Origin of the sequence: Marinobacter sp. NP-4(2019) (assembly GCF_003994855.1) — a bacterium.
In the GTDB taxonomy this organism is placed as follows: Bacteria; Pseudomonadota; Gammaproteobacteria; order Pseudomonadales; family Oleiphilaceae; genus Marinobacter.
Map to the genome: position 1 here is coordinate 1,821,660 of NZ_CP034142.1, position 14,471 is coordinate 1,836,130.

General features: G+C 58.7%; 11 protein-coding genes. 6 read left to right on the forward strand and 5 right to left on the reverse strand.

The window, feature by feature from the left end; translation table 11 throughout:
• Positions 1-114 precede the first annotated feature (114 nt).
• The 4 genes from dbpA to EHN06_RS08345 all read left to right on the forward strand — a co-directional run bounded on the left by dbpA (position 115) and on the right by EHN06_RS08345 (position 5,144).
• On the forward strand, positions 115-1,488 hold the full coding sequence (dbpA, locus tag EHN06_RS08330; protein WP_127331888.1) for an ATP-dependent RNA helicase DbpA: 1,374 nt from the start codon (positions 115-117) through the stop codon (positions 1,486-1,488).
• Positions 1,489-1,713: 225 nt separating this feature from the next.
• Positions 1,714-1,965: an OadG family protein gene (locus EHN06_RS08335; RefSeq protein WP_127331890.1), complete on the forward strand. Its 252-nt coding sequence runs from the start codon at positions 1,714-1,716 to the stop codon at positions 1,963-1,965.
• A gap of 40 nt (positions 1,966-2,005) precedes the next feature.
• Entirely contained in the window at positions 2,006-3,796 is a 1,791-nt protein-coding gene (oadA, locus tag EHN06_RS08340) for a sodium-extruding oxaloacetate decarboxylase subunit alpha (RefSeq protein WP_127331892.1), read from the forward strand.
• 13 nt (positions 3,797-3,809) lie between these two features.
• On the forward strand, positions 3,810-5,144 hold the full coding sequence (locus EHN06_RS08345) for a sodium ion-translocating decarboxylase subunit beta (RefSeq protein WP_416332546.1): 1,335 nt from the start codon (positions 3,810-3,812) through the stop codon (positions 5,142-5,144).
• A 254-nt stretch (positions 5,145-5,398) separates the two neighbouring features.
• On the opposite strand, the gene EHN06_RS08350 is transcribed toward EHN06_RS08345, so the two are convergent.
• Genes EHN06_RS08350 through imuA form a run of 3 tightly spaced genes read right to left on the reverse strand, consistent with a single transcriptional unit; the run spans position 5,399 to position 10,677 of the window.
• Positions 5,399-8,512, reverse strand: a complete 3,114-nt coding sequence (locus EHN06_RS08350) for an error-prone DNA polymerase (protein ID WP_127331896.1) — start codon at positions 8,510-8,512, stop codon at positions 5,399-5,401.
• Between the two features lie 5 nt (positions 8,513-8,517).
• Entirely contained in the window at positions 8,518-9,966 is a 1,449-nt protein-coding gene (locus EHN06_RS08355) for a Y-family DNA polymerase (RefSeq protein ID WP_127331897.1), read from the reverse strand.
• A gap of 21 nt (positions 9,967-9,987) precedes the next feature.
• Entirely contained in the window at positions 9,988-10,677 is a 690-nt protein-coding gene (gene imuA, locus EHN06_RS08360) for a translesion DNA synthesis-associated protein ImuA (RefSeq protein ID WP_127331899.1), read from the reverse strand.
• A 148-nt stretch (positions 10,678-10,825) separates the two neighbouring features.
• On the opposite strand from imuA, the gene EHN06_RS08365 reads away from it, so the two are divergent.
• Entirely contained in the window at positions 10,826-11,167 is a 342-nt protein-coding gene (locus EHN06_RS08365; RefSeq protein WP_127331901.1) for a 4a-hydroxytetrahydrobiopterin dehydratase, read from the forward strand.
• A 25-nt stretch (positions 11,168-11,192) separates the two neighbouring features.
• Here EHN06_RS08365 and EHN06_RS08370 read toward each other — a convergent pair whose 3' ends face one another.
• Together EHN06_RS08370 and EHN06_RS08375 are read right to left on the reverse strand one after the other, a co-directional pair.
• Entirely contained in the window at positions 11,193-12,137 is a 945-nt protein-coding gene (locus EHN06_RS08370; RefSeq protein WP_127331903.1) for an aldo/keto reductase, read from the reverse strand.
• Positions 12,134-13,477, reverse strand: a complete 1,344-nt coding sequence (locus tag EHN06_RS08375; protein ID WP_206075740.1) for an NTP/NDP exchange transporter — start codon at positions 13,475-13,477, stop codon at positions 12,134-12,136. The genes EHN06_RS08370 and EHN06_RS08375 overlap by 4 nt, the downstream gene beginning before the upstream one ends.
• 87 nt (positions 13,478-13,564) lie before the next feature.
• On the opposite strand from EHN06_RS08375, the gene EHN06_RS08380 reads away from it, so the two are divergent.
• A complete protein-coding gene (locus tag EHN06_RS08380) occupies positions 13,565-14,425 on the forward strand; it encodes a putative RNA methyltransferase (RefSeq protein ID WP_127331905.1) in 861 nt (286 codons plus the stop codon).
• The last annotated feature ends 46 nt before the right edge of the window (positions 14,426-14,471 follow it).

The window sequence follows — 14,471 nt, forward strand, 5'->3', positions numbered from 1 at the left end:
TGGCGTCCCGCGCTGTTTGCGAATTAACCAGACGGAACACGCACTGATAAGGTAGTATACGCGCACCGCAAACTCCGCCATAACCAGCATTATTCATTTCAGGATTTTCTACTTATGTCTTCCTTTAACCAGCTTGGCCTGTCGCAGGCCATGATCTCCAATCTTGCACAGTTGGGATTCCAGCAACCCACGCCGATACAGGCCAGGGCGTTGCCTGCTGCGATCGCTGGAAAGGATGTTATTGCCATGGCGCAAACCGGCAGTGGTAAAACCGCGGCGTTTGGTATCGGGCTGGTTGAGAAGCTCAGGACGCGGCAGTTTTCGGTTCAGGGGCTGATTTTATGCCCCACCCGGGAGCTCGCTGATCAGGTGGCCAAAGCGCTGCGGGAGCTGGCGCGGGCAAAGACCAATGTAAAAGTGTTGACGCTGTGTGGTGGTGTTGCGATCGGGCCGCAGATTGGTTCACTGAGCCATGGTGCCCATATCGTTGTCGGCACGCCGGGCCGCATCCAGGACCACCTTCGTAAGGGGACTCTGACCCTGGATCGGCTGCAAACACTGGTGCTGGATGAGGCCGATCGCATGCTGGACATGGGCTTTCAGGATGCGGTGGAAGATATTATCAGTCAGGCACCGTCGCGGCGTCAGACCCTGATGTTTTCAGCAACCTGGCCGGATGCCATTCGCACCCTCAGCGAGCGGTACCAGCATCAGCCGGTGGATATACGGGTGACAGGGCATGTTGAAAAGCCCGATATCCGCGAATTGTTCTATGAGATTGCCTCCGGTCAGCAAGTGGATGCTCTGGCGGCGCTGCTATCGGATTTTCAGCCTACCTCCTGTATTGCCTTCTGCACCACCAAGCAACAGTGCGATGAGCTAGCCGCGGCGTTGGGTGATCGCGGTTTCTCGGCTTTGCCTTTGCACGGAGATCTGGAGCAGAAGGATCGCGACAGCGTATTGGTTCGCTTCGGAAATCAGAGTTGCTCGGTGCTGGTGGCAACGGATGTTGCTGCCCGCGGTTTGGATATCAAGGCGTTACCGCTGGTGGTGAACGTTGAGCCAGCCAGGGATCCGGAGGTTCATACTCATCGGGTTGGTCGAACCGGCCGGGCGGGTGAAGCGGGCCTGGCAGTGACACTGTGTACACCGTCCCAGGGGCACAAGATCTCCCGACTGGAATCCCAGCGTGATGAGGAGGTGCATTGGGGGGATACGGAAAAACTGCTGGCAAATCCTGACAGGCCGGTCGTGCCGGCTATGCGCACCCTATGTATTTCCGGCGGGCGCAAAGACAAGATCCGGCCGGGGGATGTGCTGGGAGCGCTTACCGGAGAAGCCGGTATTCCCGGCAAGGCCGTTGGAAAGATTGATCTGTTTGACTTCCAGTGCTTTGTGGCAGTTGACCGCAGTGTCGCCGCAGAGGCGCTTGAAAGGCTGGAGAGTGGCAGGATAAAAGGCCGTAAAATGCGCGTTCGATACGCCTGAGTGTGGGCGGATTCGGGCAGGCCTGATGTCTGTCATAATGGGTCTTGAGGCTCGGAAAGCGCGTATAGTAATTCGCATTCAGGTTGCCCGAGGCAATCTAAAACTGTAAATTACGCAGGATTTTGCCTCCCGGATTGTCTCCGCTGGATGCGAAACTCCTGGTCCAGTGGATTAGATCAGGCAGTTCGGGGAAATCACACAAACCAATACAGGTAGCTATTCGATATGAATGACCTGATGTCACAAGCCGTAGATCTGATGATTGCAGGCATGGGATTCGTGTTTGCGTTCCTGGTAGTGCTGGTGTTCGCAACGCTGCTCATGTCCAAGCTCGTTTCACGGTTTGCGCCGCCAGAGCCGGCAACCCCGGCCAGAACGCCACGTGCCAAGCCCAAGGCGCCAACGTCGGTTGACCCTGACACCGCCGAGGCCATCAAGAAGGCGATTGCACAATTCCGGTCGCGCCACAAGAAGTGACCCGGTAAAAGATAGAACCTTTAAACAGAAGGCTGACACGATGACTGATACAAAGAAACCGCTGGGGATTACGGACGTTGTCCTGCGTGACGCCCACCAGTCCCTGCTCGCCACCCGTATGCGGCTTGACGACATGCTGCCCATTGCCGAGAAACTCGACAAAGTCGGTTTCTGGTCTCTGGAATCCTGGGGTGGAGCTACCTTCGACTCCTGCATCCGTTACCTGGGCGAAGACCCTTGGGAGCGTATCCGCGAACTGAAAAAAGCCATGCCCAACACGCAGCAGCAAATGTTGCTACGTGGTCAGAACCTGTTGGGTTACCGTCATTATGCAGACGATGTGGTAGAGCGGTTTGTTGACCGTGCCGCCGAGAACGGCGTGGACGTGTTCCGGATTTTCGACGCGATGAACGACCCGCGTAACCTGGAAACTGCCATCAAGGCCGTTCGCAAGACCGGCAAGCACGCACAGGGCACTATTTCCTATACCACCAGCCCCGTGCACACCATTGATATGTGGGTAGAGCTGGCGAAGGAAGTCGCAGACATGGGCGCGGACTCCATTGCCATCAAGGACATGGCTGGTATTCTCAAGCCTTACGTGGCCTTTGATCTGGTGAGCCGCCTGAAGAAAGAGCTGGACATCCCGATTCACATGCAGTGCCACGCGACGACCGGAATGTCTACCGCCACCGCCATCAAGGCAGCGGAAGCCGGTATCGATAACGTGGATACGGCCATCTCTTCAATGAGTATGACCTATGGTCACTCGCCCACAGAGGCGGTTGTTGCCATTCTTGAGGGTACAGACCGTGACACCGGCCTTGACCTGAACCTACTGGAAGAAATCGCCAGTTACTTCCGCGAAGTTCGTAAGAAATACGCGAAGTTTGAAGGCAGCCTCCGGGGCACCGATTCCCGCATTCTGATTGCTCAGGTGCCCGGTGGCATGCTGACCAACATGGAAAACCAGCTGCGAGAGCAGAACGCGAGCGATAGGTTCGATGAAGTTCTGGCCGAGATCCCCAAGGTCCGCGAAGACCTGGGTTACATCCCGCTGGTAACACCGACTTCCCAGATCGTAGGTACCCAGGCGGTACTGAACGTTCTGACTGGTGAGCGTTACAAGTCTATCTCCAAGGAAACATCGGCCATCCTGAAGGGCGAGTACGGTTCCGCGCCGGCTCCGTTCAACAAGGAACTGCAGGAGCGGGTCCTGGATGGTAAAGAGCCGATTACCTGCCGTCCTGCCGATCTGCTTGAGCCGGAAATGGACAAGCTGACCGACGAGCTGAAGAAGCTCGCGGACGAGAAGGGCATCAAGCTTGCGGACAACGTTGTTGACGACGTGCTGACCTACGCCCTGTTCCCGCAGATTGGCCTCAAGTTCCTGGAAAACCGGGGCAACCCGGATGCGTTTGAGCCAGTTCCGACTGCGGAAGATGCTGCACCCGCGAAGAAGGCCGGTGGACCCGAGACCTACACTGTCGAAGTTAACGGCAAGAAGTTTGTTGTTGCTGTTTCCGAAGGCGGTGAAATTACCCAGATCCAGGGCGAAGGCGGTGCTGCTTCCGCACCAGCAACTTCGTCTGCTGCACCGGCGCCTGCCGCGGGTGAGGGTGAACCGGTTGTTGCGCCGCTGGGCGGAAATATCTTCAAGGTCCTGGTATCTCCGGGTGACGTCGTTGAAGAAGGCGATGTGCTGATCATCCTGGAAGCCATGAAGATGGAAACCGAAGTTCGTGCACCGAAGGGCGGTACCATCGGTGAAGTTTTCATCAAGGTCGGTGATGCCGTATCCCCTGATGATGAAATGCTGACAATCGCATAAGGGCCAGCATTCCATGGAAAAATTAATGACGCTCTGGACAGGCAGTGGTCTGTTCAATATAGAGATTGGTCAGGTGGTGATGATTGCCATCGGCCTTCTTCTGCTGTTCCTTGCGATTCGCAAGGGCTTTGAGCCGCTGCTGCTGGTACCCATTGGGTTCGGCGGTATTCTGGCGAATATTCCGGAGGCAGGGCTTGCCCTGACTGCGGCGGAAAATGCAATCCACTTTGCTCTGAAGAACGATGCAACGCAGGTTCTGGCCGCGCTGGCCGCGCCGCTGGATGTGGCTTATCAGGCTGGCCAGGCAGTAACACCTGAGCTGAAAGAAGCCTTCAAGGTTGCAGTTAAAGAGGCCAGCTACTCCGAAATGGCGATGGCAAACTCCCTCGCGCAGGATTTCGGTTATGGCAATGGCATGCTGTATAACTTCTACTCTGTGGTTATTGGCAGCACCATCGGGCCTCTGCTGATCTTCATGGGCGTGGGTGCGATGACCGATTTTGGTCCTCTGCTTGCCAACCCCAAGACCCTGCTGCTGGGTGCTGCCGCTCAGTTCGGTATCTTCGGTACTGTCATTGGTGCGGCGCTGCTGGACTGGACGGGTGTATTGGAATTCAACATCCTTGAAGCGGCTGCCATCGGTATCATTGGTGGTGCGGATGGTCCGACGTCCATTTACGTGTCCAGTGTTCTGGCTCCGCATCTTCTGGGTGCTATCGCAGTCTCTGCCTACGCCTATATGGCTCTGGTACCGATGATTCAGCCGCCGATCATGAAGGCGCTGACCAGTCATAAAGAGCGGGCCATTAAAATGTCCCAACTGCGTCCGGTGAGCAAGAAAGAGAAGATCATCTTCCCGCTGGTGGTATTGATTGCAGTGGTACTGTTCCTGCCGGATGCGGCGCCTCTGTTGGGTATGTTCTGCTTCGGTAACCTGATGCGTGAGTGTGGTGTGGTTGAGCGTCTGAGTGACACAGCCCAGAACGCACTGATCAACATTGTGACCATTTTCCTGGGGCTGTCTGTTGGCTCCAAGCTGATGGCGGACAAGTTCCTGGACGGCCAGACTCTGGGTATCCTCGGACTGGGCATTGTAGCCTTCGGTGTTGGTACCGCTTCGGGTATCCTGATGGCGAAGCTGATGAACAAGCTGAGCAAGGAGCAGATCAACCCGTTGATCGGTTCTGCCGGTGTATCTGCGGTGCCGATGGCGGCGCGGGTATCCAACAAAGTAGGCCTTGAAGCTAACCCGCAGAACTTCCTGCTGATGCACGCCATGGGTCCGAACGTGGCTGGTGTTATCGGCTCTGCGGTTGCTGCCGGTGTGATGATCAAGCTTCTGGGCTGATCTCACGCTTTCAGTACCGAAAACCCCGCCGGGCTTTTGCCTAAGCGGGGTTTTCTTTTTTGTAAGACCGAAAATTCGGAGTTTGAGCCAGTGTAGGGCCGCCTTTCAGGAAACGCTACAAGCACATCCATGTGCGCTTGATCTCCGGCCATCCATGGCCTCCGACATTCCTGAAAGGCGGCCCTACACTGTCTCTTCAGACTTCTGAGTTGCCCTCCCGTAGGTCGGATTAGGCGAAGCCGTAATCCGACAAACTAATGAAAGTCTCTGGAACTGACCGGCAATGAATGGATCAGGTGACTCAGATCCGAAAGCTTCCCCGCAATCACATGAATAACCTCCCCCTCTCTTTCCAGTACGCCCTTCACATGCAGCAGCCGGGCGGTCAATAACGGTTTCCGCTGCCGCCGTGCGGTTTCCTGCCAGACAATCACGTTGACATTACCGGTTTCATCCTCAAGGGTCACAAAGGTGACGCCGGAGGCGGTGCCGGGGCGTTGGCGGCCGGTGACCAGGCCGGCGACCTGGACCGGGATGCCGGCTTTGGTGTCTTTCAGTTGTTCCGAGGTCAGGCAAAACCGGAGATGACCTTGTTCCCGCAGCAGGGCGAGAGGGTGGCGCTGCAGGGTCAGGCCCTGGCTGGCGTAGTCGGCGAGAACGTTCTGACCTTCCGTGGGTTCCGGCAGTTGGTCGCAGGTGTCCGGTGTGTAGTCTTCGTTGTCTTCGGCGGCAAAGAGTGCGGCCGGTTGCTCGTGGCCCAGCAATTGCCAGTAAGCCTGGTGACGGTTGGCGGTGAAGTCCGGCATGGCGTTGGCCCGTGCCAGGAGTTCCATGTCCCGTTGGCTGAGATCGGCCAGGCGGCGGAGTTCGTTGCTGGAGTGGTACCCCAGGGCAGGCCGGTTCTGGCAGAGGCGTTCGGCACCGCTGGCGGACAGGCCCTGTATCAGTCGTAACCCCAGTCGGAGGTGGCGTTCGGGGCCTTCCAGGATGTGCTCCCATCGGCTGTGGTTCACATCCGCCGGTAATACGGTGACGTTGTGGCGGCGGGCATCCTGGACCAGCTGCGACGGGGAATAGAACCCCATGGGCTGGCTGTTGAGCAGGGCGCAGTAAAAGGCCGCCGGGTAGTGGCGTTTGATCCAGGCGGACACGTAAGCCAGCAGGGCGAAGCTGGCGGAGTGGGATTCCGGGAAGCCGTAGCCAGCAAAACCGCAAATCTGTTGGTACAGCCGCTCGGCAAAATCCGCTTCGTAGCCCCGTGCCCGCATGCCGTTGATGAGTTTGTCATGAAACGGGCTGAGGTCGCCGCCGGATTTCCAGGCGGCCATGGCACGGCGGAGCCGGTCGGCCTCGCCGGCGGTAAAACCGGCGGCCACCATAGCGAGCTTGATGGCCTGTTCCTGGAAAATTGGCACACCCAGCGTGCGTTCCAGCACGCTCTGTATTTCGGCGTTTGGGTAATCCTCCACCGGTTCCAGGCCGTGCTTGCGGCGCAGGTATGGGCGCACCATATCTCCCTGTATGGGGCCGGGGCGAACGATGGCGACTTCGATCACCAGGTCGTAGAAACACTCCGGTTTCAGTTTTGGCAGCATGTTGATCTGGGCGCGGGATTCCACCTGGAAAACGCCGATGCTGTCTCCTTGTTGGAGCATGTCATAGGTTAGGGGGTCGTCTGCGGGAATGTCGGGCATGGCAAACGGTTGTCCGCGCTCTTCACTGATCAGTTCCAGAGCCCTGCGGATGGCGGAGAGCATGCCCAGGGCGAGTATGTCGACCTTCATGAGTCCCAGGCTTTCCAGGTCATCCTTGTCCCACTGGATCACCGTGCGGTCGGTCATGGCGGCGTTCTCCACCGGGACCAGTTCCGCCAGGGGGCCGGCACTGATGACAAAGCCACCCACATGCTGCGAGAGGTGGCGGGGAAAACCCAGCAGCGTATTGACCAGGGTAAAGAACTGGTCAGCCACCCGGGGATTGCGGGTCAGACGCTTGTCCAGGATCTGGTGTCGCCAGTTGGTGTTGCTGTCCCGCCAGTCAATGCCTTCCAGCAGTTGTTCCACCAGGGCCGGATCGAACCCGAGGGCTTTGCCGACATCGCGGATGGCGCTTTTGGGACGATAGCGGATGACGGTGGCGGCCAGGGCGGCCCGCTCCCGGGTATAGCGCCGGTAGATGTACTGGATCACTTCTTCCCGCCGTTCGTGTTCAAAGTCCACATCGATGTCGGGCGGCTCGCCCCGATCTTTGGAGATAAAGCGTTCAAACAGTAACTCGCTGTGGGCGGGGTCGACTTCGGTGATGCCCAGGCAGTAGCAGACGGCCGAGTTGGCGGCGGAGCCCCGCCCCTGGCAAAGGATGCCCTGTTGGCGGGCAAAGGCCACGATGTCGTGGATGGTCAGGAAGTAATGCTCATAACGCATCTCTGCGATCAGCGCCAGTTCCTTACGAACCAGGGCCTGGACGTCCAGCGGCGTGCCTTCGGGGTAGCGACGGCGCTCCCCCTGCCGGGTCAGTGCCTGCAGGTATGAGGCGGGGGTTTCTCCTTCAGGGACCAGATCCCCGGGGTATTCGTAGCGCAGGCTGCCAGGCTCGAAGCTGCACTGGTCGGCAATGGTCAGGCTTTCCCTGAGCCAGTGTTCGGGGAACAGTCGCTTCAGCACCGGCAGTGGTCTCAGGTAGCGCTCGCCATTCTGGAACAGGTGATGGCCGGCGTTCTCCAGTGAGGTGTGGTGGCGCAGGGCGGTGAGTACGTCCTGCAGGGGCTGGCGCTCACGGCAGTGCATGTGGACCTGTCCGGTGGCGGTAATCGGGCAGTGCAGTTCGGTGGCGAGCTGACGCACCCGGGCCAGGTGTTGCTCCTCGCCGGATTCCAGGGTGCGGGCTGCGGCCAGCCACAGGCGATGCTTGAACAGCGGATGTAGCCACTGGCCACAGGCCAGGGCGTCGTCGTAAACGGTGCAGGCAGATGAGGGGGGTAACCACAGGCACAGGCAATCGTCCAGGGTGTGATTTTCGATGTCTTGGCAGAATAGCTGATACTGGCCTTTCTCCGCCCGCCGGCGCCCCGTTGTGATCAGTTGGCATAACTGGCCATAGCCGGTGCGGGTGCGGGCCAGCAGGATAAAGCGCGGAGTGGCGCCGTTGGCCGGTGCGTCGCTCAGTTCAAACCAACTGCCGGTAATCAGCTTGACCGGGCTGTCTTTCAGGGCCGCCCAGGCCCGTGGGATACCGGCAACCGAACAGGCATCGGTGATCGCCAGGGCGTGATAACCCAGTTCCGCCGCCTGCTCCGCCAACTCATGAGGGTGCGATGCGCCTGTCAGGAAAGTGAAATTGCTCAGGCAATGGAGTTCGGCGTAGGACATGGTTGTTACCCAAACCAGCCGTGTACGAACCAGCCATCCCGCACATCCCGGAATACCCAGGCCAGTTGACCACTGGCCAGTTGGGCAATGTAGTAATCCCGGTGAACCCGTTGTCCATCCCACCAGCCACCGCTGATGCGTTCCGGGCCGGAAAACCAGGCGTTGGGTGTTTCCTGCAGGGGGTATGGGCTTTGCAGTAACCACAAAGGCCGATGGGGCCGGCCACTTTCCTCTGTGCCGGTGGTGCACGCCCGGCGCGAAAGGCTTGCCGTGGTCCAGGCATGTTCCGGGCGATGGTCTGCCCGGGGCGACAGTTGCTGCAGGGCATCTTCCCCCAGCCGGGCCTGCAGGCGGCTGATCAGGGTATGCCAGGCTTCGTTCGAGTTCGGAGTTTCTCCCAGTAGATCGTTACTGTGACTCGCATCCCGTCTCAGGAAGCGACGTACCGAAAGCACGAGGGAGGTAACGGGTGCTTTCAGCGGGTGCTGTTCAAAACGTATACGGAGTAACTCCAGAAACGCTTCGGCCCGATGTTCCGCTCCCGAAGTGCGAATTCGCAGACGCGTGGGTTCGTGATGGCGGTGGTTCAGTACCAACTGCAGGCTGTCGGTATCCTGTTGGCGCCAGCACAGATCCTCTTCCAGCTCTCCCAGTATGCGGTGCAGGGGAAACAGCAACCCTTGGGAGTGCTCTATGTCCTGGGCAAAATCCGCCTGCTGGTGGAAGTGATGAGGGGGGCGCCAGGGTTGTTGTGGGTCTGGCCGGGTGCCCTGGATTCTCTGTAGGTAGGCGAGGGTGTCCGATGATAGCCGGTGAGCGAGCTCCCTGGCTGGCAACTGCATGACTTCTCCCAGTCGGGTCAGTCCCAGCCGCTGCAGCCGGGTGAGGGTGCGGTCGTCAAGCTCCACGGCTGTCAGTGGCAGACAGGACAGTTGTTGTGTCATTTGCTCCCGGTTAGTGGTGCATTGGCCCTGACCAGCGCGGGCGCACAAGCGGGCGGCCAGGGGAGTGTGTCCGGTGGCCATCCAGGCGGTTAACTGTCTTTGTGACAGTGCCTGTTCGAACGTTTGCCGGATGGCGGTCAGGCCGCCGTACAGTTTCTGCAGGCTGCCTGCTTCCACCAGCAATCCGTCCGGTGGGTAGAGAGTGATGTTGGCGGCATGGCGATACAGCCAGCGGGCCTGTTCTGCCAGAATCTGCTGTTCCCGGCTGGTGTCCGCACGGGCAATAGCCAGCTCCGGTACCAGGCTGATGGCGGTTTTCAGGGCCATGCCGGGTTGCACGCCCTGGTCCCGGGCTTCCGGGCAGGCCTGGAGTATTCGTTGACCGGTTGCTTCCACAACCACCAGCGCTTCTTCTCTACTGTTCGCTCTGCCGCTTTCTCCGCCGCTTCTTCGGGAACGGAGAATATGGTCCAGCAGCAGGTGAGGAAAATGCAGGTAAACCCAGAGCATGATGACGTGCCTTTGCCTCTGTTATAAGCCGGATTGGGGCCAGGGCCCCTGAACTATCCGGCTGGGTTCGGGAAATGGCACATGCGTCCGCTGTGACATGGCGAGGGTGCAGCGTTGTCCCGGCCAGCTACCCCTGCGTTTCAACACGTTGATCTGTAAGTCCTGGTGTTTTCCCGCCTCCAGCTCAAGCCTCAGGGCCGCAGGTGAGCTTTGCCTGGCCAGTTTGCGGCTGAGGAACAGTACGCATACGTTGCTACCGGCCTCGGCGGCCAGTTGCAGCCGGCGGATATCCCGGGCCGCCAGCCTGCGGGGCCAGGCCAGTACCAGTCCGGTGACGGGGGAGCGCAGGCAGTTTTCCAGGGTCCACAGCAGGTCATTGTCATTGTCTGTATGAATCATGACCACCTGATTCAGGTCCACCTCTTCCTGTGCCAAAGCCGGGGCATAGGGCGTGTGTGGCGGGTTCAGCCAGAACACGGTCCTGCCGGCGCAGGTCAGGCGCTGCATCAGCGGCAGTACCAGTTGCAGTTCACCAATTCCGGGGGCATCCAACAGGCATTCACTTAATGCCCCCCGGGGCCACCCCAGCCCGCCCAGCTGGTTATCCAGCACTGGATAGCCGGTTGGTTCCGCCGGCTGTCTGGTCCGGGTGTGACGATCCCCTTGCCATACACGGGCGTCCTGCATCAGGGTATTTATAAGTTCGTTCATGAGTAGGCTCGTGGCTTGTTTCTTTCGGGATACTGTTTAAATATACAGTATTCCGAAAGGGGGCGGATTTCAATAGCGGGCTTGATAATGTGGGAGCGGGCACCCACGCTTGTAATACAAGTCATCAGTCAGGAAGGAAGGGGGAGCCATGAGTTCACTGACCACGCAATCCTGCGAAGCCTGTCGTGCGGATGCCCCGAAAATAACCGAAGACGAGAAACAAAGCCTGCTGGGAGAAATTCCGGAGTGGCAAGTCACTGAACTGAATGGTGAAGAGCAACTGAAACGGGTTTTCAAGTTCAGGAATTTTGCCGAGGCGCTGGCGTTTACCAACAAGGTCGGTGACCTGGCTGAAGCGGAAGGCCACCACCCTGCCGTCCTGCTGGAATGGGGCAAGGTGACGGTACGGTGGTGGACCCACAAGATCGGTGGTTTGCACCGGAATGACTTCATCATGGCGGCGCGGACCGATGCCGCCTACGCGGGCTGATCGGGAACGCTCCGGTCCGTTGTGATCACAGGCCGGCGATGTGGTGGATCATCCTCTGTCGCATGGCCTCGTCGGGTAACGCCCCCATGGCGGCGCCCATGTTGTCCGCCATATGACGAGCCTTACTGGTTGCCGGTGTTGCCGCAGTGACTGCCGGGTGGGCGACGACGAACTTCAGGAAGAACTGGCCCCACGAGTGGGCGTCGAATTCCGCCGCCCAGGAGGGTACTTGTTTGCCTTTCACTTTGTTCCAGAGCCGGCTCCGGCCAAAGGGAGCGTAGACCAGTACACCGATGCCTTTTTCCCTGGCCAGTGGCAGTATCCGTTGTTCCATCGTGAGGTTGTCGACGGCGTAGTCGATGCCGATGAAATCCAGGGGTTCCCGTATCATGGTGCGTTCCAGGTTTTCATACTGGCTAGGGAAAGTGGTGGTCACACCAATATAACGCACTCGCTGTTCTTCCCGCATTTCCTTGAGAATGCCGAGTTGCGTGGGTACGTCCCCGAGGTTATGGACCTGTATCAGGTCAATGACCGGTTTGCCGATGCGCCGGAAAGAGGTTTCTATCTGCTCTCTTGCGGCGTCGGGGTCAGCCTTGCCGCCACCCCATCCGGCAACATTCACCTTGGTGGCCCAGAACAGGTCATCGGTGATGTTCAGTTCGCTGGCTATTTGTCCTGCGACTTCTTCCGAAGCGCCATAGCTCGGGGCCGTGTCGAAGACTTTGCCGCCTTTCTCGACCAGTGTTTTCAGAACGCCCCGCAAGGCATCCCGGTCCTCGCTGCTGGCAACGCTGGCGAAGGTGGCGGCACTGCCCAACCCCACCACTGGCAGGTGCTGGCCGGACGATGGGATGGGACGGGTGATCAGTTCCAGTTGTCTGTTTTCAGCCCAGAGCATGCCGGGGTTCAGGGCCATTGTGGCGCCGGCGGCCAGGGCGAGTTTCAGGTAATCTCTGCGGGAAATCATGGTGATGTCCTCTTTTCGGTGGTGTCCCCCGATTCCTGAGCAGCCGCGATTGACTGTTGCGTCCTGCCCAGCCACAGCCCCAGTAGGGCCCACATTAATGCCAGGGGGACCGCGACGCTGGCCACCGCGACCAGCCCCATCCCCAGGCGTCCGAGCAGGCCTTCTACCTGAGCGCCCACCACATCACCACCACGATAGACGAAGGTATCAATAAAGGCCTTGGCTTTGTATTTGTCCTCCCGGCTTGCCACGGTATACAGGGTTTCCCGGGCCGGGCGCATGATGGCGCGCTGTACCGCACGGAAGGAAGCTTCCAGAGTAATCAGCGCTGTCAGAGAGCCGATCACGGCAAGGCCAATAAAGCCCAGGACTGTAGTTAAAGGTAGCAGAGCCAGGGTGATATGTACGCCGAGTCGTTTCATCAGATGGCCGGCGACCAGGGCCTGCATGAACAGCGTGGCGAGTTGTGTGATCAGGTCGATCCTGGCAAACAGGGTGGTTCTCTGATCCGTGCTTTCACCGAGTTCGGCCACCATTTGCAACCGCGTGAAATAAATAAAAGTAACCACGATCGCCAGGATGATGACGTAGGTGGCAATGCCCAGCAGGTAGCGGGAACGAAACACCGCCCGAAATCCCTCCCAGGCTCTGCCACCGATCAGCTCGCGCTCGTCTATGGCTGGTCGGGTGTCGTGAATGCGCCTGACCCGGTCCGGCTTTATGTAGGTAGTCGCCCAGCAAGCAACCAGTGCCAGTGCCAGAAAGCCGGTGCTGACAAGAAGCAGTGCCGGGGTTCCCAATGGTTCAGCCAATACGGAGCTTAACCATGGCCCGAATATGGCCCCGCAGGTGCCACCCACGGCGATCACACCGAAAAAGCGTTTGCCCTGATCGAGGGTGAAGCGATCCGCCATCACCGCCCAGAAGACCATGGTAATGAACAGATTGAACACACTGAACCAGACATAGAATATTTGTCCGGTGGTGACACCAATGACACTGGGGGCCTGCGTCATGACCAGATAGAATGTCATCAGACTGATCCCGAAAAAAGCGTAGGTTGTGGTGATGAAGGTCAGACGGCGCAAGCGGCTGACCAGTAATCCGAACACCGGGTTAACCAGCAGGGTAATAACCGCTGTGCCGATAAACAGCCAGCGCACTGTGTCGATGCCACCCTGGATACCAAGGGCTTCCCGCGCGGGACGCAGTACCATCAGTGCGGTCAGTACACAGAAAAAGAAGAACACCGCAAGCATGACCGGGATGATTTCGTCGCGGTGGATGTTAAACAGCTTGGCGAATGGGTTGCTCATAAACAGGCAACGGGCTGGTTTCATGAGGCATATGGCCTTCAATTTAGACCATTGGGAGCGTTTGGGTTAGCCTTGCATCCCCGTAAATAGATGAACTCAGGCGGATACTGTATGCCCATTACTCCGTTTCAGGCCCTGGCCTGCCCACTGGACGGTGATCCGTTGACTTGTGACAGCAGAGTCTGGCGCTGCCCTGTGGGTCACAGTTTTGATATCGCCCGCCAGGGGTATACACACTTGCTACCGGTGCAGAACAAGCGTTCCCGCAATCCTGGTGACAGCAAGGATATGGTTGCGGCGCGCCGCACGTTCCTGAACGCCGGGTTTTATCAACCCATCGCTGATGCGGTGAATCGGCTTATTCTGGCGGATGCACCCGGTGAGGGAGTGCTCAGCTGCCTGGACGCCGGATGTGGCGAAGGGTATTACCTGAGGCAGCTAGCGAATGCCGCCGGAGAGCGGCAAACCCTGGAGCTTCTGGGGGTGGATATTTCCAAGTGGGCGGTGCTGGCAGCGGCAAAACAGGATAAACGGCCGGCCTGGGCGGTGGGCACCAACGCCAGGCTGCCGGTGCTGTCCGGCTCGGTAGATCGGGTACTATGCTTGTTCGGGTTTCCGGTGTATTCCGAGTTTGCCCGGGTTCTGAAACCGGGGGGGCAGCTATTGCAGGTGGATGCCGGCCCCCGGCACCTGCAGGAGTTGCGTGAAATTATCTACCCTGCGCTGAAACCAGAAAAAAATGAGGGAACCGTCACCCCTGGCGGATTTACCGCCCTGACGATCACCATGGAGCGCTTTCCTCTGGTGCTGACAAGTCAGGCTCAGATTGCCAACCTTCTGGCAATGACGCCACACCTGTACCGGGCCAGTGCGGAAGGAATTGAGCGGGCTTCTGCGCTGGATTCCCTGACAGTCACCGTGGACGTGCGCATAACTTGTTACAGACAAAGTGATTCCGCAAATTCGCTTTAGATGTGCACGGGATAATCTATAGTTTCCTCATGAGAGCTTATCAATT